The sequence below is a fragment of the Arthrobacter sp. 10T44 genome (assembly GCF_056393885.1).
The window spans coordinates 878326-899112 of sequence record NZ_JBFTGT010000001.1 but is presented as its reverse complement, the minus strand read 5'-3'; the positions used below and the strand labels follow the sequence as shown (position 1 = coordinate 899112).

General features: G+C 68.1%; 17 protein-coding genes. 11 read left to right on the top strand and 6 right to left on the bottom strand.

Annotated elements, in window-relative coordinates; genetic code table 11:
• Window position 1: 1 nt before the first annotated feature.
• The 4 genes from AC1DBL_RS04245 to AC1DBL_RS04230 all read left to right on the top strand — a co-directional run bounded on the left by AC1DBL_RS04245 (window position 2) and on the right by AC1DBL_RS04230 (window position 4777).
• Complete coding sequence (locus AC1DBL_RS04245; RefSeq protein WP_476891901.1) at window positions 2–1222, top strand: acyl-CoA dehydrogenase family protein; 1221 nt, start codon at window positions 2–4, stop codon at window positions 1220–1222.
• Between the two features lie 79 nt (window positions 1223–1301).
• Entirely contained in the window at window positions 1302–1757 is a 456-nt protein-coding gene (locus AC1DBL_RS04240; RefSeq protein WP_441416595.1) for a MaoC family dehydratase, read from the top strand.
• A 41-nt stretch (window positions 1758–1798) separates the two neighbouring features.
• Complete coding sequence (locus AC1DBL_RS04235) at window positions 1799–3142, top strand: MFS transporter (protein ID WP_476925526.1); 1344 nt, start codon at window positions 1799–1801, stop codon at window positions 3140–3142.
• Window positions 3143–3184: 42 nt separating this feature from the next.
• A complete protein-coding gene (locus AC1DBL_RS04230) occupies window positions 3185–4777 on the top strand; it encodes an acyl-CoA synthetase (RefSeq protein WP_476891903.1) in 1593 nt (530 codons plus the stop codon).
• Between the two features lie 19 nt (window positions 4778–4796).
• On the opposite strand, the gene AC1DBL_RS04225 is transcribed toward AC1DBL_RS04230, so the two are convergent.
• From AC1DBL_RS04225 to AC1DBL_RS04210, 4 genes are all read right to left on the bottom strand, one after another.
• Entirely contained in the window at window positions 4797–5420 is a 624-nt protein-coding gene (locus tag AC1DBL_RS04225) for a LysE family transporter (RefSeq protein WP_441416598.1), read from the bottom strand.
• Between the two features lie 60 nt (window positions 5421–5480).
• Window positions 5481–6032, bottom strand: coding sequence for a dihydrofolate reductase family protein (locus AC1DBL_RS04220; RefSeq protein WP_441416599.1), 552 nt, complete (start codon window positions 6030–6032; stop codon window positions 5481–5483).
• A gap of 86 nt (window positions 6033–6118) precedes the next feature.
• A complete protein-coding gene (locus tag AC1DBL_RS04215) occupies window positions 6119–6934 on the bottom strand; it encodes a methyltransferase domain-containing protein (protein ID WP_441416600.1) in 816 nt (271 codons plus the stop codon).
• 63 nt (window positions 6935–6997) lie between these two features.
• Window positions 6998–7501 carry a MarR family winged helix-turn-helix transcriptional regulator gene (locus AC1DBL_RS04210; protein WP_441416601.1) on the bottom strand — a complete coding sequence of 168 codons (504 nt, stop codon included), beginning with the start codon at window positions 7499–7501 and terminating at the stop codon, window positions 6998–7000.
• A 176-nt stretch (window positions 7502–7677) separates the two neighbouring features.
• Here AC1DBL_RS04210 and AC1DBL_RS04205 point away from each other — a divergent pair, with 176 nt between their 5' ends.
• From AC1DBL_RS04205 to AC1DBL_RS04175, 7 genes are all read left to right on the top strand, one after another.
• A complete protein-coding gene (locus tag AC1DBL_RS04205) occupies window positions 7678–9903 on the top strand; it encodes an MMPL family transporter (RefSeq protein WP_441416602.1) in 2226 nt (741 codons plus the stop codon).
• Window positions 9904–10109: 206 nt separating this feature from the next.
• Window positions 10110–10562, top strand: coding sequence for a hypothetical protein (locus AC1DBL_RS04200; protein ID WP_441416603.1), 453 nt, complete (start codon window positions 10110–10112; stop codon window positions 10560–10562).
• A 324-nt stretch (window positions 10563–10886) separates the two neighbouring features.
• The gene (gene dnaK, locus AC1DBL_RS04195; RefSeq protein ID WP_175322345.1) at window positions 10887–12746 is read left to right on the top strand and encodes a molecular chaperone DnaK; all 1860 of its coding nucleotides are present in this window, start codon (window positions 10887–10889) and stop codon (window positions 12744–12746) included.
• A gap of 2 nt (window positions 12747–12748) precedes the next feature.
• Window positions 12749–13399, top strand: a complete 651-nt coding sequence (locus AC1DBL_RS04190; protein ID WP_476925525.1) for a nucleotide exchange factor GrpE — start codon at window positions 12749–12751, stop codon at window positions 13397–13399.
• A 94-nt stretch (window positions 13400–13493) separates the two neighbouring features.
• Window positions 13494–14477, top strand: a complete 984-nt coding sequence (locus AC1DBL_RS04185; protein ID WP_441416605.1) for a DnaJ C-terminal domain-containing protein — start codon at window positions 13494–13496, stop codon at window positions 14475–14477.
• Between the two features lie 10 nt (window positions 14478–14487).
• The gene (locus tag AC1DBL_RS04180) at window positions 14488–14910 is read left to right on the top strand and encodes a heat shock protein transcriptional repressor HspR (RefSeq protein WP_441416606.1); all 423 of its coding nucleotides are present in this window, start codon (window positions 14488–14490) and stop codon (window positions 14908–14910) included.
• A 258-nt stretch (window positions 14911–15168) separates the two neighbouring features.
• Window positions 15169–15567, top strand: a complete 399-nt coding sequence (locus tag AC1DBL_RS04175; protein WP_441416607.1) for a hypothetical protein — start codon at window positions 15169–15171, stop codon at window positions 15565–15567.
• A 16-nt stretch (window positions 15568–15583) separates the two neighbouring features.
• On the opposite strand, the gene AC1DBL_RS04170 is transcribed toward AC1DBL_RS04175, so the two are convergent.
• The gene (locus tag AC1DBL_RS04170; protein ID WP_476925524.1) at window positions 15584–17197 is read right to left on the bottom strand and encodes an FG-GAP repeat domain-containing protein; all 1614 of its coding nucleotides are present in this window, start codon (window positions 17195–17197) and stop codon (window positions 15584–15586) included.
• 121 nt (window positions 17198–17318) lie between these two features.
• Window positions 17319–20777: a DEAD/DEAH box helicase gene (locus AC1DBL_RS04165; protein ID WP_476909225.1), complete on the bottom strand. Its 3459-nt coding sequence runs from the start codon at window positions 20775–20777 to the stop codon at window positions 17319–17321.
• Window positions 20778–20787 lie beyond the last annotated feature (10 nt).

The following is a 20787-nucleotide window of genomic DNA, read 5'->3' as shown; positions in this document are numbered from 1 at the left end:
GGTGAGCGTGGACTCGGAACTCGCCGCGCAGGAGCGGCTCTACGGCGTCTGCGATTTCTACGACGCGGAATCCCTGCTCACCCCCGCCGAACGGCGGGTCCTGGGCCGGCTGCGCGCCTTCCTGGACGAACAGGCCCGGCCGCTGCTCGCCGAGTACTGGGAGCGCGGCGAGTTCCCGGACCAGCTGGCCCGGCCGCTGATCGACCTGGACCTGATGGAGCCCGCGGAACTGACAGGCGCCCCGGGTGCAGGGCAAACACCCGCCCGCGGCATCTACCACGGCTTCCGGATCTTCGAACTCGCCAGAACCGATGCGTCCCTGGCCACGTTCTACACGGCCCAGGCCGGGCTGTTCCGGACCACCATCCGGGTCGGCGCCTCCGCGGAACAGCAGGCCGAGTGGATGCCCAAGGTCCTCGATTTCTCCCTCAAAGGCGTCTTTTCGCTGACCGAACCGGAGTCCGGCTCGGACATCGCCGGCGGGCTCTCCACGAGCGCCCGGCGGGAGGGCGACACCTGGGTCATCAACGGCGCCAAGCGCTGGATCGGGGGAGCAGCCACCGCCGATGTCCTGGCGGTGTTCGCCCGCGACGAGGCGGACGCACAGGTCAAAGCGTTCCTCGTGGACCGTGAGGCCGCCGGGGTGACCCTGGAGAAAATCCACGGCAAGACATCCCTGCGGATGATGCAGAATGCGCACATCACGCTCGAAGAGGTCCGCGTCCCCGAGTCCATGCGCCTGCACAACGTCAACTCGTTCCGGGATGTGGCCGCCATGCTCCGGGCCATGCGCTCGGACGTCGCCTGGATCGCAACCGGCGTGGCCGCCGGCGCGTTCGAGGCAGCTACCCGCTACGTCACGCAGCGGGAGCAGTTCGGCCGGTCCCTGGGGTCTTTCCAGCTCGTCCAGGAGAAGCTCGCCCGGATGCTCGGCAACGTCACCTCGGCCCTGTCCCTCGTGGTCAGGCTGACCGAACAACAAGCCAAAGGCATCTACCGGGACCAGGACTCGGCCCTGGCAAAGATGCAGACTTCCCTGCTGATGCGCGAAACGGTGGCGCTCGCCCGTGAAGTGGTGGGCGGCAACGGCATCACGCTCGAGGCCGACGTCGCCCGGTTCCATGCCGACGCCGAGGCCGTCTATTCCTATGAAGGCACCCACGAAATCAATGCCCTGATCATCGGACGCGCACTCACCGGGCACAGCGCCTTCACCCACTAAGCGTCCACCCTCTTGCCACCAGGCGGTGCCCTCCAGCCGGGTCCGCCGTCGCCCCACCCACCTACACCAGGAGCCAAAGATGCCCAACCTCGTCGTCGACTTCGACAAACTGCTCACCCTCGCCGGCACCGACCTCGGCGTCACCGAATACCGCGAAATCACCCAGGAACAGATCAACAAATTCGCCGACGCCACCGGCGATGACCAGTGGATCCACGTGGATCCGGAGCGCGCCAAGGAGGGGCCCTTCGGCGCCCCGATCGCGCACGGCTTCCTGACGCTCTCGCTCATCATCCCGTTTTGGGGCGAATTGTTCGACGTCGAAGGCGTCACCACCAAGGTGAACTACGGCCTCGACAAGGTCCGCTTCACCTCCCCGGTCAAAGTGGGGTCGCGGATCCGGATGCGCGCCACGATCGCCGAAGTGACCGAGGTCAAGGGCGGCGCCCAGATCAAGGTCTCCAACACCATCGAGATCGAAGGCCAGGAACGACCCGCCGTCGTCGCCGAATTCCTCGCCCGCTTCTACAAGTAAACCGTTCACCCCCAGTATCCCCACCGCCCCAAGGAACAACGATGTCCCAGATTTCCCAGTTGCAGTCCATGGACGCTGGCACGCGTCGCAGGGAGGCGCGGACCGTCATCGCCTCCAGCTACCTCGGCAGCACCATCGAGTATTACGACTTCCTGCTCTATGCCACGGCTGCCGCCGTGGTCTTCCCCAAGGTCTTCTTTTCCGGCATGGACGATTGGGTGGGCGTCGTAGCCGCCTATGGCACCTTTGCCGCGGGCTACGTCGCGCGTCCCCTGGGCGGCATCATCTTTGGCCACTTCGGCGACAAGCTGGGCCGCAAGGGCATGCTCATCGTCTCGATGCTGGTGATGGGGATTGCCTCCACCCTGATCGGGCTCGTACCGGACGCCTCGGTGGCCGGCCCCTGGGGTGCGGTTCTGCTGGTGATCCTGCGGGTGTTCCAGGGCATCGCCGTCGGCGGCGAATGGGGCGGGGCCGCCCTGATGGCGCTGGAACACTCGGAGTCCGGAAAGCGCGGCTTCGCCGCGTCCTTCGTCAACGCGGGCGCCCCCACCGGCGCCGTGCTTGGCACCCTCGTGATGGGCGCCTTCTCCGCCCTGCCAAACGCACAGTTCCTCGCCTGGGGCTGGCGCGTGCCGTTCCTGCTGTCCTTCGTCCTGCTGGGGGTGGGCATGTTTGTCCGGCTCAAGGTCTCCGAAAGCCCGATCTTCAAGGCTGCCCTCGAGCAGGAAATAGCCGAACAGGCCGAAGAGGGCGCCGGGCGCCGCGAAATCCCGCTGCTCCAGGTCCTGCGGCGGCCCAAGACCCTCATCTTCACCATGCTGGCCGGTGCGGCGGGATTTGCGCTGCAGGTGGTGCTGGCGACCTTCTCCGTGACCTACGCGGTGTCCAAGGGCGCCGACCGGCAGGGCGTGCTCTACGCTTTCGCGGCGGCGTCGTTCGTTTCCATCATCTTCGTGGTCATGGGCGGCCGGCTCTCCGACAAGCTGGGCCGCCGGCCCGTGATGATCGGCGGGCTGCTCCTCTTCATCGCGTACCTCGTCCCGATGTTCCAGCTGCTGTCCTCAAACAACATCGGCCTGATCTTCGTGGCGTTCGCGGTGGGCCTGATGATCCACTCGACGCTGTTCGGCCCGCTCGCGGCCTTTGTCTCCGAACAGTTCGGCACCACCTCCCGTTACACCGGCGCGTCGCTGGGCTACCAGCTCGCCACCCTCCTGGGGGCAGGGTTCACGCCTGGGATTGTGGCGCAGATCTTCAAGGATTCCGGCCAGAACACCTCGTCCGTCGTCTGGTACCTCGCCATCATGTCTGTCGTATCGATCGTCTTCATCCTGCTGACGCGGGAGCCGAAGAACAACGATCTGGAAGCCGTCCGGTCCTAACCGGCCCCGCAGGCATTACCGTCTAACTAGAAAGGATTTGCCGTGGAGAATCTTGGCATCGGCTCGTGGCTGCAACGACGCAGACCAAAGTCGGGCACTAAGACTGCCGTCATCGCCGGAACACGGGAGCTCAGCTACGAGGAGCTTGCCCGGCGGGCCGCCCGCCTCGCCAACGCCTTCCGCGATCGCGGGGTGGTCAAAGGTGACAGGGTGGCCTACCTCGGGGAGAACGATCCGTCCTTCCTGGAAACACTGTTTGCCGCCGGGCTGCTCGGTGCGGTCTTCGTGCCGCTCAACACCCGGCTGGCTCCGCCCGAGATCCAGTTCCAGCTCCGGGACAGCGGCGCCGCGCTTCTGGTCCACGCGGCGGCGCTCGCCGGGCTCGCGGAGCGCGGCTCGGCGGCGACCGAGGTGCGTGCCCGCATCGTCGTCGTCGACTCGCCGTTGCCCGACGGGGCAGCGCCCGACGGCGGTACCGAGGGCACAGGGTCCGATTCCAGCAGCGTCGAGGCTTTTGAAGACGTGGTGGCGTCCGGTTCCGAGCTGGCGCCGGATGAGCCCGTGGGCCTCGACGACGGGGCCATGATTCTCTACACCTCGGGAACCACCGGCAACCCCAAGGGGGCGCTGCTGACGCACGGCAACATCACCTGGAACTGCCTCAACGTGCTGGTGGATTTCGATTTCTCCTCCACCGACGTGGCCCTGATGATCTCTCCGATGTTCCACGTGGCCTCGCTGGATATGGGCGTGCTGCCGACGCTCCTGAAGGGCGGCACCGTGGTGCTGGAAGCCAAGTTCGATCCGCGCCGGACGCTGGAACTGATCCAGCAGCACCGCGCCACGACCATCAGCGGGGTTCCCACCACCTACCAGATGCTGTGTGAGCACCCGGACTGGGACGCCACGGACCTCGGCTCGCTGAACAAGCTGACCTGCGGCGGCTCCGCGGTGCCGATGCGCGTCCTGGAGGCCTACGAGCGGCGGGGCCTGCGGTTCTCCAACGGCTACGGCATGACCGAAACGGCCCCGGGTGCCACCACCCTGCCTGCCGCGCGGTCCCGGGACAAGGCCGGGTCATCGGGGCTGCCGCATTTCTTCACGGATGTCCGGGTGGCCGACCCCATTGATCCGGAGGCCGGCCCGGCCGCGCCCGGAACGGTCGGGGAGATCCAGATCAAGGGCCCGAACGTCATCCGGGAGTACTGGAACCGTCCTGAGGCCTCGGCCGATTCCTACACCCCGGATGGCTGGTTCAAGTCAGGTGACATGGGCTACAAGGACCCGGACGGCTTCGTGTTCATCTCCGACCGGCTCAAGGACATGATCATTTCCGGCGGGGAGAACATCTACCCGGCCGAGGTGGAGCAGGCGATCGCCGAGCTCGACGCCGTCGGAAGCGTCGCGGTGATCGGCGTGCCGGACGAGAGGTGGGGTGAGGTGCCGCGGGCCGTGGTGTTGCTGCGCGACGGCGCCCGGCTTACCGAAGAGCAGTTGCGCAGCCACCTGGAAGGCCGGCTGGCCCGGTACAAGATCCCCAAGTCCGTGGTTTTCGTGGCCGAAATGCCCCGGACCGCCAGCGGCAAGATCCGGAAGGCAGATCTGCGGAAACTGACTACGGCGAACGGACAGTAGCGGCCCGGGTCCGCGGCGGCTAGTGGATCAGCGCCAGCAGCACGCCGACGGCCATGAACAGCACGCCGAAGGTCCGGTTGAGGATCCGCTGCCCGCGGGCGTCGTGGGTGAAGCGCTGGAAGCTCGTGGCGGCTGCCGCGAAGAAGAACCACATGACCAGGATGTCGATCACGATCACGGTGGCGGACAGCACGAGGTACTGCGGCAGGAGTGGCTGGTCCGGGCGGATGAACTGCGGCATGAAGGCGAGGAAGAAGACGATCGCCTTGGGGTTGAGCAGGTTGACCCACAGGCCGCGGCGGAACATTGAGAGCGCCGGCTCGTTGCGGAGCGCGGCGGCCTTCTCCTGGTCCAGATCGGGTTTGTGCCGGAACTGCTGGATGCCCAGGTAGACGAGGTAGGCGGCTCCGGCGTAGCGGATGATGTTGAAGGCTAGCGGCGAGCTCGCCACCAGCACCCCGACGCCAAGGGCCACGATCAGGATGTGCACCACCAAGGCGGCCTGCTGGCCAAGGATGCCCCAGATGGAACGCCGGAAGCCGGAGTTCAGGGAGTTGCTCATGGTGTTGATGGCGCCCGCACCCGGCGTGAAGCTGATCAGGACGCCGGCGCCGGCCAGGGCCAGCCAGAGGGAAAGTTGCACGTACCAAGTCTACGGTTCCGGCCCCGGCTGCCCTGCCTGATGACGCGGCCCTGCCCGTCGTCAGCCCTCGCGGAGGCCGTAGCTGAGAATCATGTTGCCCTTGCTGGTCTGCTGGGACGACTGCAGTTCAAGCCGCGTCAGGGGATCGCCGTCGTTGAAGAGCCGCCGGCCGCTGCCCGCGATCACCGGATGGACGATCAGCATCAGGCTGTCCAGCAGGCCGGCGAACAGCAATTGGTGGACCAGCGAGATGCTGCTGAAGATGCCGATGTCGCCGCCCTCGCCCTGTTTCAGGTCCGCGACGAAGTCCTCCAAGGGGCCTTCGATCAGCCGGGAGTTTTGCCATTCCAGGTCACCGGTCAGGGTCCGGGACGCCACAAATTTGGGCAGCGGGTTGATGAACCCTGCGAAATCCGCGTCCGCTTCGGCGTTGGGCCAGTACTGCGCCCATTGCTGGTACCCGACCCGGCCCAGAAGCCCGGTGTCGATCCGGCCCATCATCTCGCCCATCCCGGCCCCCAGTTCCTCGTCGAAGCTGTCGAACTGCCACAAGAACGGGTCTTCAACCACTCCGTCCACGGAACTGAACAGGCCGGCCGTCACTTTGCGCATGGTTTCTCCTCGCTGCTGGGTCTTTGAGTGCACCCTAGCGGCAGTTTGGAAAGCAGGGAATGGCTGGCGGGAACCTGCTTTGTGGCTCAGGCCCGGGCGATCACTTCGCCGTTGGGGATCAGGAACCAGCCGTCGTCCGTGGAGCCCCAACGGTGCCAGCCCGCGGAAATCCGGGCCAGGTCCGCTTCGGTGGCGAAACCGTACTCGAGCGCTTGGTCTGCGAAGGCCGAGTGCAGCACGCGCTCGCCCCAGACCCGGGCCTGCCAGCGCCGCTGCTGGCCGGTTGCGTAGAGCCAGTTGCTGCTCGACGGCGCGACGTCGGTGAACCCGGCGGCCTGCGCCCAGGACACGAGCCGCCGTCCGGCGTCGGGCTCGGCGCCGTTCCGTCGGGCGATCCGCTGGTAGAGCTCCATCCACTCGTCCAACTCCGGCACGGCCGGGTACCAGCTCATGCCGTGGAAGTCGGCGTCGCGGACCGCCACGATCCCGCCGGCCTTGGCCACCCGGCGCATTTCCCGCAGGGCGGCCACCGGATCAGTGAGGTGCTGCAGCACCTGATGCGCGTGCACGACGTCGAACGTCTCGTTCGGGAAGTCCAGCTCGTAGAGGTTGCCGGCGACAAAGCGGACGTTGGCCACGCCGCGCTCCGCGGCCAGGGCGCCCGCGTGGGCGATGACCTCGGGGGAGCGGTCCACTCCGGTGACCTCGCCGGGGGCGACGAGCGCGGCGAAATCGCAGGTGATGCTGCCGGGCCCGCAACCGACGTCGAGCACCGAAACTCCGGGGGTCAAATGCGGGAGGACGAACGCTGCGGAGTTCTCCGCCGTTCGCGAGGCGTGCGCGCGGACCACCGACTCGTGGTGGCCGTGGGTGTAGACATCGTCAGGCTGCTCGGCACTCATAAGGAAACGCTACGCCTCCCGCAGCCGGGGCGGGCCCAACTGACCGGCGCCAGTTGCCGGCGACTACTGCGAGTCAGTCGGGGCCGCGGCGGCTTCCTCGCCGGCGCGGACCGTGGCATCGATCATCGCGTGCAGGAACCGGGTGGCGATTTCCAGCTCGGCCGGGGTGAACTCCTCCAGGGCGGCCCCCATGTGCCGGGCGAGCGGCAGGAACATGGCGCCGCCGTCGCGGTACGCCTTGGGGGTCATCCTGAGCTGGACCTGCCGGCGGTCCGTGCCCTGCCGTTCCCGGACCACGTGCCCGGACTTGTCCAGCCGGTCGATCAGCGCGGTGGTGGCGGGCGAGCTGAGATGGAGCTCCCTACGCAGCACGCCCGGCGTGACCACCTGGTTCTTCGCGGTGTGCTGCATGATCACGGACAACGCGTTGAGGTCGGTGCGGTGCATGTCGTTGCGGGCGCCCGCCGAGTCCGCGTAGCGGTTGGCTTCGAGGCTGAACTCCTGAAGCAGACTGACCAGCGGGGACGGGCCGGCGGCGTCGGGGATTGCCGGCATCTCTGTTGACATTTCACCCTTCCTGCTCGGCGCCTCGGGAGGCCTGCGCGGTTCGCGCCTTCCGGAGTTTACTCCAGCCCGTAAGCCTTCACGGTCAAAATCTTTCTAGGCTGTCACTTATATCGATCATGGAGATAATCTATGATTTACTAAAGTCTACTCCGCACCGCCACCCCGAGAAGGACACCATGAAACGCAACCGGCAAAACTCCACCCGTGTCCCGTTCTGGCTGCGCTGGCTGGTGCCCGTGGTGCTCGTCGTCGCCTGGCTCGCTATCGCCGGGATCGGCGGCCCCACGTTCGGGCGGCTAAGCGAGGTCTCCTCCAACGACCAGGCGTCGTTCCTTCCCGCGGGCGCCGAGGCCACCGAGGCGCAGGACTGGCAGGCTAAATTCCGGGACTCCAAGGAGATCCCGGCCGTTATTGTGATCGAAAGCGATACCGAGTTCACCCGGGCCCAGCTCGGCGAGGCCGCTGCGCTGAAGGGCAAACTCGAAGCCCTGCAGCTTGGCAGCACCGTGATCGGACCCATCCCGTCGGAGGACGCGAAGGCGGTGCAGTTCGTGGTGCCCATCGCGTCCTCCGATGAAGTGAAGACCGTCATCAAGGAACTTCGGGACGAGGTGAAGTCCTCCGCTCCGGAGGGAATGCAGACCTTTGTGACCGGCCCGGCCGGGCTGACGGCGGACCTGGTCAGTGCTTTCGCCGGCATCGACGGCATCCTGCTGCTCGTGGCACTGGCGGCGGTCTTCCTGATCCTGCTGGTCGTCTACCGCTCGCTCTTGCTGCCGATCGCCGTGCTGTTCACCTCCGTGTTCGCGCTCTGCGCCGCCATCCTGCTGGTCTTCGGCATGGCGAAGCTGGGCTGGATCCAGCTCAACGGGCAGAGCCAGGGCATCCTCTCCATTCTGGTGATCGGCGCCGCCACAGACTACGCACTGCTCTACGTGGCACGCTTCCGGGAAGCCCTGACGCACACCGCCAACCGCACGGCCGCGGCGCTCACGGCGTGGAAGGCCGCCTGGGAGCCGATCCTGGCCTCGGGCGCCACGGTCATCATCGCGCTCCTCTGCCTGCTCTTCTCCGACCTCAACTCGAACAAGGCCCTCGGCCCGGTGGCGGCCGCGGGCATCCTGTGCTCGCTCTTCGCGGCACTGACCCTGCTGCCGGCGATGATGGCGCTGCTGGGCCGCGTCGCCTTCTGGCCGTTCCGCCCCAAGCTGCTCCCGGAGACAGAGCGCGAACCCGAACTCGTCACCGGCCTGGAGGGCCAGAAGGGCATCTGGCGCGCCACCGGGTCCCTGGTGTCCCGCCGGCCCCGCACCGTCTGGATCGCCTCCGTACTGCTGCTCCTGGTGGCATCCGCCGGCGTCCTCCAGCTCAAGGCCAACGGGGTACCGCAGACCGACGTCATCCTCGCAGCCTCCAATGCGGTGGACGGCCAGGACGCCCTGGCCCGGCACTTCGACGCCGGCTCCGGCAGCCCCGCCGTGATCGTCGCCGACCAGGCCAAGGCGCAGGAGGTGCTGGACAGGACCAAGACGAGCGACGGCGTCGGGGATGCCTACCTGCTGGCCGAAGGCAACGTGCCGATCATCCCCGGCGCGCAGGGCGCCCCCGGCGCCCCCGCAGCCCCCACCGCCCCGGCGGTCAGGGATGGCAAGGTGCTGATCAACGCCACGCTGAACTACGCCGCGGACTCAAATGAGGCCGAAAATGTCGTGCTAAACCTGCGGCAGGAACTGAAGAGGATCGACGGCGGCGCCCTCGTCGGCGGTGTGACCGCCACGGCCCTGGACACCAACACCACGGCCCAGCGTGACCTCGTCACCATCATCCCGGTGGTCCTCGCGGTCATCCTGGTAATCCTGATGCTGCTGCTGCGCTCCGTGCTGGCGCCGGTCCTGCTGGTCGCCTCGGTGGTGCTCTCCTACGGGGCCGCGATGGGCGTCTCCGCCGTGGTCTTCAACCACATCCTCGGATTCCCGGGGGCCGATGCCACGGTCCCGCTCTTCGGCTTTGTCTTCCTCGTGGCGCTGGGCGTGGACTACAACATCTTCCTGATGAGCCGGGTCCGCGAGGAGTCCCTCAAACACGGCACCCGTCCGGGCATCCTGCGGGGCCTCGGCGTCACCGGCGGCGTGATCACTTCGGCCGGCGTGGTCCTGGCGGCCACCTTCGCGGCGCTGAGCGTCATTCCGATCATGTTCCTGGTGCAGCTGGCCTTCATCGTCGCGTTCGGCGTGCTGCTGGACACCGTCCTGGTCCGGTCCCTGCTGGTCCCTGCCCTGGCCTACGACATTGGCCCGCGGATCTGGTGGCCGAGCAAGCTGGGACGGCCCTCATCCGATGCCGCGGCACGCGAGCTGCCGGCCGCCCCGGAGCCGGAATCCGCCGAGGCGGGGCTCCGCTAGCCGGAACCCGGCGAACCCCCTGCCGCAGCCGCCGTCACCGTCCCTGGCCCCCACCAGGTGCGGTGGCGGCGGCTGCTTCGTTAAGCGGCGCCGGGGGGCAGCCGGGGTGCCGCACGCTCGGGCGGACCCCTGTTGCCTCCCCGCGGCGCTCGATAGACTGCGACTGCGCCCGCGCGGGCGCCCACGCTTGCAGGAGGGATCCAAACATGTCTGAAAACAGTGAGTTTGATCGAACGGCAGCAGAGAAGCAGCACGGCACCGCCCCGGTTCCGGCTGCCGCCGAAGAACCGGCGACCGAGGGCGACGCCGGCCAGTACGTCGAGGGCGACTACGGCCGGGCGGGCGTTGCGGGGGAGAATCCGGCAGCGGCCCCCGAGGGTGAATATGCAGAAGGGGATTACGGCCGGGCCGGAGTAGCCAGCGGCTCCACCGTCGGCGCCGAAGAGGGGGACTACCCCGAAGGCAACTACGGGGCGGCGGGCGCAACCGGTCCGGACGCCGCCGGCGTCGAGGAGGGCGAATATCCGGAGGGCGACTATGGGGCCGCCGGGGCCGCGGGCGCCCAGCGCACAGGCCGCCGCACCCAGGATGCCGCCCACGACGAACCGGCAGGGCGGGATGGCACCGTCCGGGACGATGCGGGCCGCGAGGAGCTCTAGTTCCGCTGCCGCACCTGGCGCGGGCCCGTTCTCGCACAGCGAAATCACGGCTGCGGAGCGTTTGCGCTGCCCTAAATCCGCTCAAATCCGCGGCTTTGCGGCGCTTCCCGGCCCGGAAGCACCACTCGTAACTCCAAGTTGAGTCGAATGGACTCAACTTCGGATTGACATCCATCCCGGGCTGGGTAAAGTTGAGTGCAGAGCGCTCAATAAGTGGGCGCGCCTCGTTTTCGACGGGCTCGATCGCCGGGTATGGCCCGGCCGCCGGGCACCCGCCCGATTGCCGGGGGCCAGCAAGTTTCCAAGGAAAGAAGGAAGCAACACATGTCACGTGCAGTAGGTATTGACCTCGGAACCACTAACTCCGTCGTCTCCGTTCTCGAAGGTGGCGAGCCCACCGTCATTGCCAACGCCGAGGGTGGCCGCACCACGCCGTCGGTTGTTGCATTCTCCAAGTCCGGCGAAGTCCTGGTCGGCGAGATCGCCAAGCGCCAGGCCGTCAACAACATCGACCGCACCATCGCCTCGGTCAAGCGCCACATGGGCACCGACTGGAACGTCGCGATCGATGACAAGAAGTACACCGCCCAGGAAATTTCCGCGCGCATCCTGATGAAGCTCAAGAACGACGCCGAGTCCTACCTCGGTGAAAAGGTCACGGACGCCGTGATCACCGTTCCTGCATACTTCAACGACGCCGAGCGCCAGGCCACCAAGGAAGCCGGCGAGATCGCTGGCCTCAAGGTCCTGCGCATCGTCAACGAGCCCACTGCGGCTGCCTTGGCCTACGGCCTGGATAAGGGCAAGGAAGACGAGCTCATCCTCGTCTTCGACCTCGGCGGCGGAACCTTCGACGTGTCCCTCCTCGAAGTCGGCAAGGACGAAGACGACTTCTCCACCATCCAGGTGCGCGCCACCGCCGGTGACAACCGCCTCGGCGGCGACGACTGGGACCAGCGCGTCGTGGATTACCTGCTGAACCAGCTCAAGGTCAAGGGCATCGACCTCTCCAAGGACAAGATCGCCCTGCAGCGCCTGCGTGAAGCTGCCGAGCAGGCCAAGAAGGAACTCTCCTCCTCCTCGAGCACCAACGTCTCGCTCCAGTACCTCTCCGTCACCCCCGACGGCCCGGTCCACCTGGACGAGCAGCTGACCCGCGCGAAGTTCCAGGACCTCACCAAGGACCTGCTGGAGCGCACGAAGAAGCCCTTCCACGACGTCATCAAGGAAGCCGGCATCAAGCTCTCCGACATCGACCACATCGTGCTGGTCGGCGGCTCCACCCGTATGCCCGCCGTCTCCGAGCTGGTCAAGGAACTCGCCGGCGGCAAGGAGCCGAACAAGGGCGTCAACCCGGACGAGGTCGTCGCCGTCGGCGCCGCACTGCAGGCCGGTGTGCTGAAGGGTGAGCGCAAGGACGTGCTGCTGATCGACGTCACCCCGCTGTCCCTGGGCATCGAGACCAAGGGCGGTGTCATGACGCACCTGATCGAGCGCAACACGGCCATCCCCACCAAGCGCAGCGAAACCTTCACCACGGCGGACGACAACCAGCCGTCCGTGGCGATCCAGGTCTTCCAGGGCGAGCGTGAGTTCACCCGCGACAACAAGCCGCTGGGCACCTTCGAACTGACCGGCATCGCACCCGCCCCGCGCGGCGTGCCGCAGGTCGAGGTCACCTTCGACATCGATGCGAACGGCATTGTGCACGTCTCCGCGAAGGACAAGGGCACCGGCAAGGAACAGTCGATGACCATCACGGGCGGCTCCAGCCTCTCCAAGGAAGACATCGACCGCATGGTCCGCGACGCCGAGGAGCACGCAGCAGAGGACAAGGCCCGCCGCGAGGCGACCGACACCCGCAACACTGCCGAGCAGCTCGCGTACTCCGTGGACAAGCTGATCGCCGACAACGCCGACAAGCTGCCGGAAGAGGTCAAGACCGAGGTCCAGGCCGACGTCGACGCCCTCAAGGCAGCGCTCGAAGGCACCGACGACGCCGCCGTCAAGACCGCGTTTGAGAAGCTGCAGGCTTCCCAGACCAAGCTCGGCGAGGCCATCTACGCCCAGCCCGGTTCCCCCGACGGTGCCGCTGGCGCCCAGGGTGCTCCGGCCGGCGAGCAGGCGGCTTCCGACGAGGACATCGTTGATGCCGAGATCGTTGACGAAGACGAGAAGAAGTAATCATGCCGCACCACGGTAACGAAGAAGAGCACGGCGACGAGAGCCGTGATGACAGCCAGAAGCCGGTGATCCACGACAACCGCAAGGTTGATCCGAAGACCGGCCAGGCACGCCATCCCGACCAGGAGCGCGCCGCCGCAGGGGAGCCCGATTCCGGGGACGCACTGTCCCAGGCCGAGGACATCCTCAATAGCGTCGAGGTTCCGGCAGCGGAGTCCGTGGCGCAGGAGGCAGGTGCCGGGGAGGCGGAGGAACTGAAGAACGACCTCCGCCGCCTGCAGGCCGAGTACGTCAACTACCGCAAGCGCGTTGAACGTGACCGCGCCGTGGCAGGGGAGATGGCCGTCATCGGCGTCCTCAACGCCCTGCTTCCGGTGCTGGACGACGTCGACGCCGCCCGGCAGCACGGCGACCTGGCGGACGGACCGTTCGCCGCGATCGCCGCGAAGCTGGAGAACGCGCTGAAGACGTACGGCCTGGTGCGCATCGATGAGACCGGCGTGGAGTTCGATCCCACGATCCACGAGGCCCTCATCCAGCAGCCCGGCCCGGATGTCGAGACCGACACCGTCAGCCAGGTCCTGCGCTCGGGCTACAAGTCCGGCGACCGGGTGCTCCGCGCGGCCCAGGTCATCGTGGCCGTCCCTGCCTAGCAGCACGTCATCGAGATGACAGTTCGCGCCGGTGTTTCCCGCAAACATTGGCGTGAACTGTCATCTCGGCACACACTTTTGAAAGGAAACGCCATTGGCTAGCCAAGACTGGGTGGACAAGGACTTCTACAAGATCCTTGGTGTCGCCAAGGACGCTTCCGACGCCGACATCAAGAAGGCCTACCGGAAGCTCGCGCGGCAGCATCACCCGGACACCAACGCCGGGGATACTGCATCGGAGAAGAAGTTCAAAGACATCTCCGAGGCCTACTCGGTGCTTTCCGACGCCGACGAGCGCCAGCAGTACGACGCCATCCGGGCCATGGGCGGCGGCGCCCGCTTCGCCCCCGGCGGCGCCGGCGGGGCGGCCGGCGGTGCCGGCTTCGAGGACCTTTTCGGCGGACTGTTCACCGGCGGCGGCGGACGCCACTCCGGCGGCTACAGCACCGCCGGCGGCATCCCGCCCGAGTTCGCCGACCTGTTTGGCGGCGGCGGCTTCGGCGGCGGTGGCCAGTCCTTCCAGCGCGCACCCCAGAAGGGTGCTGACCGGACCGCGTCCACCAGCATCTCCTTCGCCGGGTCCATCCGCGGCACCACCATCGGGCTGCGCGAACCGGACGGCGAAGTCATCGACGTGCGCATCCCGGCCGGCATCAAGGACGGCCAGAAGGTCCGCGTCCGCGGCAAGGGCCAGTACGGTCCGGCCGGCAACGGCGACCTCATGGTCACCGTCACGGTGAAACCGCACGACTTCTACACCCGCGACGGCGACAACCTGCGCATCCATGTCCCGGTCACCTTCGCCGAGGCCGCCCTGGGCGCCGACATCGAGGTTCCGACCATCGACGGGGACAAGGTCAGGGTCCGCGTTCCCGCCGGCACCCCGTCAGGGCGCACGCTCCGCGTCAAGGGACGCGGCGTCAAGCACACCAAGGCCACCGGTGACCTGCTGGTGACCATCGACGTCGCCGTGCCGAAGAAGCTGAGCAAGGACGCCGAGGAAGCCGTGAAGGCTTTCGCCGCGGCCACCTCCGGCGAGGACGTCCGCGCCGGCCTGGCAGCCAAGGCCCGGCTGTAGGAGTCCTGCCATGGACATCGAGTTCGACCAGCCGATCTTCGTCATCTCCGTCGCCGCGGAACTGGCGGACATGCACCCGCAGACGCTGCGCCAGTACGACCGGCTCGGCATCGTCTCGCCCAGCCGCGCCCCCGGCAAGTCCCGGCGGTACTCGCAGCGCGACGTGAACATGCTCCGCGAGGTGCAGCGGCTCTCCCAGGAGGGCGTCTCACTCGAGGGCATCAAGCGGATCCTGCAACTGGAAAACCAGGTTGCGGCGCTGCAGCGCCGGGTCACCGAGCTGACCGAGGAACTGGGCCGGCGCCGGCAGCCGCTGGACTCCCGCATTTTCGCCGCGGGGGCAGCCGGCGACGTCGTCACATTGGCCCGCGGACAGCGGCCCCGCGCCCGTTCGCAGGCCCTGGTGGTATGGCGGCCGCATGAGACGCCCTGACCGCCTCCAAGTAGTCGGCCCGGGCGAACTGAGTACTCGGTCGCAAATTCGGGTGGCCTAATCCGCATAGTCGGGTACCGTCAGGCAGTGACTTCCCGCCTGCGCGGCCGGTTGAATGGTCTTGGCAGCCGGGTGGCCGCCGAGTGGACAGCCGATATGACTCGGCTCCAGTGCAAAATGTCGGGGGGCACAGCACATGCTTCAGTCAACTATTCCGGACGCAGCAGCGCCGGCGTCCGCAACGATCGCGGGCCGGCCATGAACAGCGGACTGTACGCCGTCGCACTCTTCGGACATTCCCTGCCGGGCCTGCTCCTGCTCACCCTTGGCCAATCCGTTGTGGTGGTCTGCGTCTGTTTCGATATGGTCCGGGCAGTCTCGGTGCCGCGCTCCAGGCGGCGCTACGTAGCCAACACCGTGTTCCGGACGCTGGCGCTTCCGTCCATCCTCTGCATGTCCCTCGTTGTGCTGGTCCATGCCGCGTCCGGCGCCTGGGAACAGGTGGCCGCCGGGGTCTTCGTCCTGGTTGCGGTGATCTTCCGCTGGCACCACGACACGGACGAGGACAGCTGGTGGACGGGCAAGGGCAAGGCCCTGGGACGCTGGCTCCGCAAGAGCCTGCCGGCGCCGCGGGCTGTGGCATCCGCCGCCGTGTGATCCCCGGGGCGCCGGCTCAAAAAATCGCGTTGAGGGTGTTCCAGCCGCCTCCGACCCGCACCCGCACCAGCCACGTGCCGCCACTGCTTCGCGGGTAAAGCCAGAGGCTTCCGGCGCTATCGCGGGCCAGGATGTCCGGTGTGCGGTCACCGTTGAGATCCCCGGGACTCATCAGGGCGGTCATGCCGTTCCAGCCGCCGCCGAGCAGCACCCGGGGGAGCCAGCCGCCCGTGCCGCTGCCGCGGTACAGCCACAGCCGGCCGGTGGCAGTCTCCCGCGCCACGACATCCGCGGCGCCGTCGCCGTCGAAATCGCCCGGGGCCACCAGCGCATTAAAGATGTTCCAGCCGCCCCCGACCCGCACCCGCGGGAGCCAGCCGCCGGCGCCGTTGCCCGGGTAGAGCCAGAGGAAGCCGGTCGCTGCCTCGCGGGCCAGCACGTCGACGCGCTGGTCGCCGTTGAAATCGCCCGGGCCGAGGATGCCATTCATGATCTGCCAGCCATTGCCGGCCAGGATACGGCTGAGCCATCCGCCGGTGCCGTTGCCGCGGTACAGCCACAACTTGCCGGTCGCGGCCTCCCGTGCCAGGACGTCCAGGGGGCCGTCGCCGTTGAAGTCCCCGGGAGTCTCGAGGGCGTTGTACGCGGCCCAGCCGGCCCCAATCCGGATGCCCGGAAACAGCCCGCCGCGCCCCGTCCCCGGGTACAGCCGCAGCTCGCCGGTGGCGGCGACCCGGGCCAGGACATCGTTGTTCCAGTTGCCGTTGAAATCCGCGGTCGCCCCCGAGAGCGCGGAGGCCGGCACGGGCAGCGCGGTAAACGCGTAGGGGGCGCAGGTGAGGTCGTAGTCGCGGACGTCGTCGTACCACTGTGACAGGAAGACCCGGCCGCCGGAGAAGCTGGCCTGCCGGCACCGGTCCAGGGCTTCGGACGGGTAGTCGAGGCGCCCGGCGGTGGCCCAGACCGGCACCCCCGGCAACCTCCACGAGCCGGTGATGTCCTGCCAGCCGGAGGCGAAGGAGTAGAGGCCGTAGGAGTATCCTCCGTCCCGGAGGCCCCGCATCAGGCCTTCCACCACGTACCGGTTCTCGCGCCGTTGCACCGCGGTGGCGGCGGGCCAGGGCTGGGCCGGCCGCGGCTCCACATCGATCCAGACGACGGGTGGCCGGAAGCTCACCCGCTGGAGGCTGGCGAGGGCGTAGCGGGCTTCGGCGTAACCGACGTTGGAGAGCTCTCCGGCCCGGGTACTGGCGGACCACGGCCCCTGCGCGCGGTAGGTGGCAAGCTGGGCGGCGGTGGGGAAAGCCGCCATGGTGTAGGCGTGGGCGCGCTTGTTATTGGTGCCGACCCAGGCCACCTGGCTGGCCAGGCACGGGTTCTCGGTGAAGGGCAGTCCCCGGGTCAGGCCCAGCACCACGAACTGGGTAGTCGCCGGAGGAAACGGCAGGCCCAGGCCGCCGACCGCCGTCGGGCATTGCGGCCAGGAGATGTCATGTCCGTACAGGGTGGCCGCCTGCGCCGGCGGAGCGGTGGCCGGCAGCAGGCCCAACACCAGGGCCAAGGCTGCCACCACCGACGCCAGCGCCGATGCGGGCCGCCGCGGGTGCGCCGCGGTGTCAATGAACCTCATACGCGCGGCCATGGCCACCCGCTCCTTCGCCCAAGCTCTTCCCGATACGCACCATTGGACACCCGGATCGACGCCCTCCGCTAGGGCTGGACGCCCCTGCGCGGACGGGCCGGACCAGCCGTCAGTCGGTGAACAGCCCGGCCAGATCCTCCGCCGTCAGTGCGCCGCCGGAGAGGGCGTCGCCTTCCATCACGTCGGCGAACAGCTGGGACTTCTTGGCCTTGAGCGCCATGACTTTTTCCTCGATGGTGTCCTTCGCCACCAGCCGGTAGACCATCACGTTGCGGGCCTGGCCGATCCGGTGCGTCCGGTCCACGGCCTGCGCTTCGGAGGCCGGGTTCCACCACGGATCCAGCAGGAACACATAATCCGCCTCGGTCAGGTTCAGGCCGAAGCCGCCTGCCTTGAGGCTGATCAGGAACACCGGTGCGGCGCCGTTCTTGAACTCGTTGACGACGTCGGTGCGGTTGCGGGTGCTGCCGTCGAGGTAGCAGAACTCGATATTTTCCTCGATGAGCCGTTCGCGGACCTTGCCGAGGAAGCCGGTGAACTGGCTGAAGATCAGCGCGCGGTGGCCCTCGGCCACGAGGTCCTCCAACTGCTCGAACAACACGTCCAGCTTGCTGGAGCGCACCCCCGAGAGCGAGGGGTCGATCAGGGACGGGTCCAGGCTGAGCTGCCGCAGCAGGGTCAGCGACTGGAAGATCGTGAAACGGTTCTTGTTGACGTCCTCGATCAGGCCCAGGATCTTCTGCCGCTCGCGCTGCAGATGCGTCTGGTAGACCTTCTGGTGCCGCGGGTTCAGCACGACCTCGAGGACCTGCTCCTGCTTGGGCGGCAGGTCGTGGATGACCTGTTCCTTGGTGCGGCGCATCATCAGCGGCCGGACCCGGCGCCTGAGCTTCTCCAGCTGTGCCCGGTCCCCGTTCTTCTCCACGGGCTTCTGGTAGTACTCGGCGAAGCGCTTGGGGCTGGAGAAGAGTCCCGGCGCCACGATCGAGGTCAGCGCCCAGAACTCCATCAGGTTGTTCTCCAGCGGTGTGCCGGTGATCGCCAGCTTGAAGGCGGCCGGGAGCTTCCGGGCGCACTGGTAGGCCTTGGATTGGTGGTTCTTTACGAACTGCGCCTCGTCGAGCACCAGCCCCGCCCACTGCCGGGAGGCGTAGGCCTCGTAGTCGATCCGGAACAGCGCGTAGGAGGTGATCACAATGTCGGCCCCGGCCATTGCCTCGGCCGGCACCGAGCCGCTTTTCGCGAAGGTCTCGCTGATGGCCCGCACCGTCAGGCCCGGCGCGAACCGCGCGGTTTCAGCCTGCCAGTTGCCGACCACACTGGTGGGCGCGACCACCAGGAAGGGCGCCCCGCCGGGTGCGCCGCCGGGCGGGCTGACGACGACGTCGGCCGCGGCCCCGGGGGCGACAGTGGCGGCGACGGCGGACGCGGCGGTCTCGGCGGCGGCGACCTTGGCGGCGCAGATCAGCGCCAGCGCCTGGACGGTCTTGCCCAGGCCCATGTCATCGGCCAGGACGCCGCCGAGCCCGTGGCGGTAGAGGAAGCTGAGCCAGTTGAAGCCCTCGAGCTGGTACGGGCGCAGCTCGGCGTCCAGGGTGTCGGGCAGCGGCAGGCCCTTGACGCCGCCCTCGAGCAGCCCGCCGACGGCCTCGCGCCACGCGGCGGCCTGTTCGTCGACGATGCCCAGCTGTGCCAGCTCGTCCCAGAGCCCGGCCTGGAACCGGCTGATCTGCAGCGGCGCGTCCTTGTTGTCCTGCAGTTCCCGCGCCTCTTCGATCAGGGCGCGCAGCTGGTGCAGCTCGGGCAGGTCCAGGGAGAAGTACGCGCCGCTGGGCAGCAGCATCTTGGTTTGGCCCGACGCCAGGGCGGAGAAAACGGCGGCGAAGGACACCGGCTGGCCCTCGAGCGAAATCTGGATGCCCAGGTCGAACCAGTCCCGCTGGTCGGTGGCCTTGGTGGAGATCGACACCACCGGGGCTTCCTCGGCCTCGCGGTAGTCGGCAATCTCGCCGGCCGTGTCCACGGAAACTTCCGAAAGCTCGCGCAGCTTAGGGAGGACCTCCTCCGTGAAGGCGAGGGTGTCCAGGCCGCTGAGCTCCGCGGACGCCGCCAGCCGCGGAGTGCCCCAGCCTCCGGTAGCCGATTCGCCGAGCTTCGGCACCATGTCCCACGGCTGGCCCACGGTTTCCAGGATGCGGGCCTCGGCGGTGTCGTCGCGGTAGCCGTGGTCGCCGGGGTGCCGCCACAGCGGCTGGGCCGTGACCAGGGTTCCGGCCTTGTAGTGCCACTCCCAGTGCAGCCGGACCCGGTGGTCTGCGCCGTAGTTGGCCAGCAGGGACAGGGTGGGGACGGCCAGGGCGGGCAGCTCGACGGATTCGTCGGAGGCGGTCACCCGGGCGGTCTGCTTGAGCTTGGGATAGAACCCGGTGAGGAAGCGCCCCTCGTCCCGGGACGGAATATGCAGCGTGGTGCCGGCGGTGACGAAGGTCAGGAGTTCCTCGCTGAGTCCGGCCTCCAGGGGTGCGAGGGTGATCGCGGAGTCGCCCGGGGCGACGCCGGGCAGCGCGTCGGCGCCGGAGGTCAGGAAGATGCCGTGGGCCGGGCGGCCGATGGTCCCGACCGATGCCGGATCCACCACCGCGCCCTCGACGGTGATCGTCGGTGCGAGCGCCAGCCCGCCGCCGTCGGCCTCCTCGGCGCCGAGCCGGGTCAGGTTGAGTCCGACGGCGGCTGGCTCGTCGGCCAGCCGTACGGGTTCGTCGCCCCGGCCGTGGACCAGGGCGAGGCCGATCTTCCGGGCCTCGGCCAGCAGGCTCCAGAGGTTCTTGCCGGCGTAAGTGTTCAGTCCCAGCCAGGGCGCGGTGCCGGCGTGCTGTCGGTTGGCCAGGGCCGTGTGCGAGGCGAGGAATTCCTGCATCCACTCCACGTGGGCTTCGTTGCATTCGCGCCGGTAGTTCAGGTAGCTCAGGGTGTTCCAGGAGACGTCGCCCCGGATCCACTTGCCCTTGGCCCCCATGATGACGGGCCGGGCCTTGAGCTGGCGGACGCTGCGCAGCGGGTCCCGGCGGCCCGTGTAGGAGAAGTGTGGGGCCGGTTCCTCGATCTCGAACTGCAGTGCCAGCGGCACGCCGTTGGTCGACTGGGTGATCCCAGGCCGGGCGATTAGCGGGCTCAGGGCCTGCTCCCAGTCCGGCAGGTCCAGCGCCGAGGGCTGGCGCGACAGCCGGGAGGATTCCGCGGGCGCGAGCAGCTGGACGCGGGTCGCCGGGTTGTCCTCGGCGGCAAACAGCAGGGCCGCCACGTGCTTGCAGTCCTTGCGCACCGGGCAGCTGCAGACACCGACGGTGCAGCTCCAGCCGCCGCCCTTGCGGACCAGCTTCGCCGTCGTCGAATACGGCACGTCCGCGCCGCCGCGGACCTTGCCCAGCATCAGCCCGGTGGCGGCGTCGAAGGAAATCCCGGAAACCCGGCTCCCCATGGCGTAAGCAAGTCCGGCCGCGAGGGAGCGGTCGTTGATTGCGGGGGTCTGTATTGCCAGTGCCGCACTCTCGTCCGGATGGGATGGCATGTGCGCACTA

Excerpts from the sequence above, each read along its gene's own strand:
- AC1DBL_RS04215 (WP_441416600.1), bottom strand. The coding sequence starts at position 6,934 with ATGAGTGCCGAGCAGCCTGACGATGTCTACACCCACGGCCACCACGAG.
- AC1DBL_RS04165 (WP_476909225.1), bottom strand. The coding sequence starts at position 20,777 with ATGCCATCCCATCCGGACGAGAGTGCGGCACTGGCAATACAGACCCCC.
- AC1DBL_RS04170 (WP_476925524.1), bottom strand. The coding sequence starts at position 17,197 with ATGAGGTTCATTGACACCGCGGCGCACCCGCGGCGGCCCGCATCGGCG.
- AC1DBL_RS04235 (WP_476925526.1), top strand. The coding sequence starts at position 1,799 with ATGTCCCAGATTTCCCAGTTGCAGTCCATGGACGCTGGCACGCGTCGC.
- AC1DBL_RS04180 (WP_441416606.1), top strand. The coding sequence starts at position 14,488 with ATGGACATCGAGTTCGACCAGCCGATCTTCGTCATCTCCGTCGCCGCG.
- AC1DBL_RS04205 (WP_441416602.1), top strand. The coding sequence starts at position 7,678 with ATGAAACGCAACCGGCAAAACTCCACCCGTGTCCCGTTCTGGCTGCGC.
- AC1DBL_RS04220 (WP_441416599.1), bottom strand. The coding sequence starts at position 6,032 with ATGCGCAAAGTGACGGCCGGCCTGTTCAGTTCCGTGGACGGAGTGGTT.
- AC1DBL_RS04210 (WP_441416601.1), bottom strand. The coding sequence starts at position 7,501 with ATGTCAACAGAGATGCCGGCAATCCCCGACGCCGCCGGCCCGTCCCCG.
- AC1DBL_RS04175 (WP_441416607.1), top strand. The coding sequence starts at position 15,169 with ATGAACAGCGGACTGTACGCCGTCGCACTCTTCGGACATTCCCTGCCG.
- AC1DBL_RS04190 (WP_476925525.1), top strand. The coding sequence starts at position 12,749 with ATGCCGCACCACGGTAACGAAGAAGAGCACGGCGACGAGAGCCGTGAT.
- AC1DBL_RS04200 (WP_441416603.1), top strand. The coding sequence starts at position 10,110 with ATGTCTGAAAACAGTGAGTTTGATCGAACGGCAGCAGAGAAGCAGCAC.
- AC1DBL_RS04240 (WP_441416595.1), top strand. The coding sequence starts at position 1,302 with ATGCCCAACCTCGTCGTCGACTTCGACAAACTGCTCACCCTCGCCGGC.
- dnaK (WP_175322345.1), top strand. The coding sequence starts at position 10,887 with ATGTCACGTGCAGTAGGTATTGACCTCGGAACCACTAACTCCGTCGTC.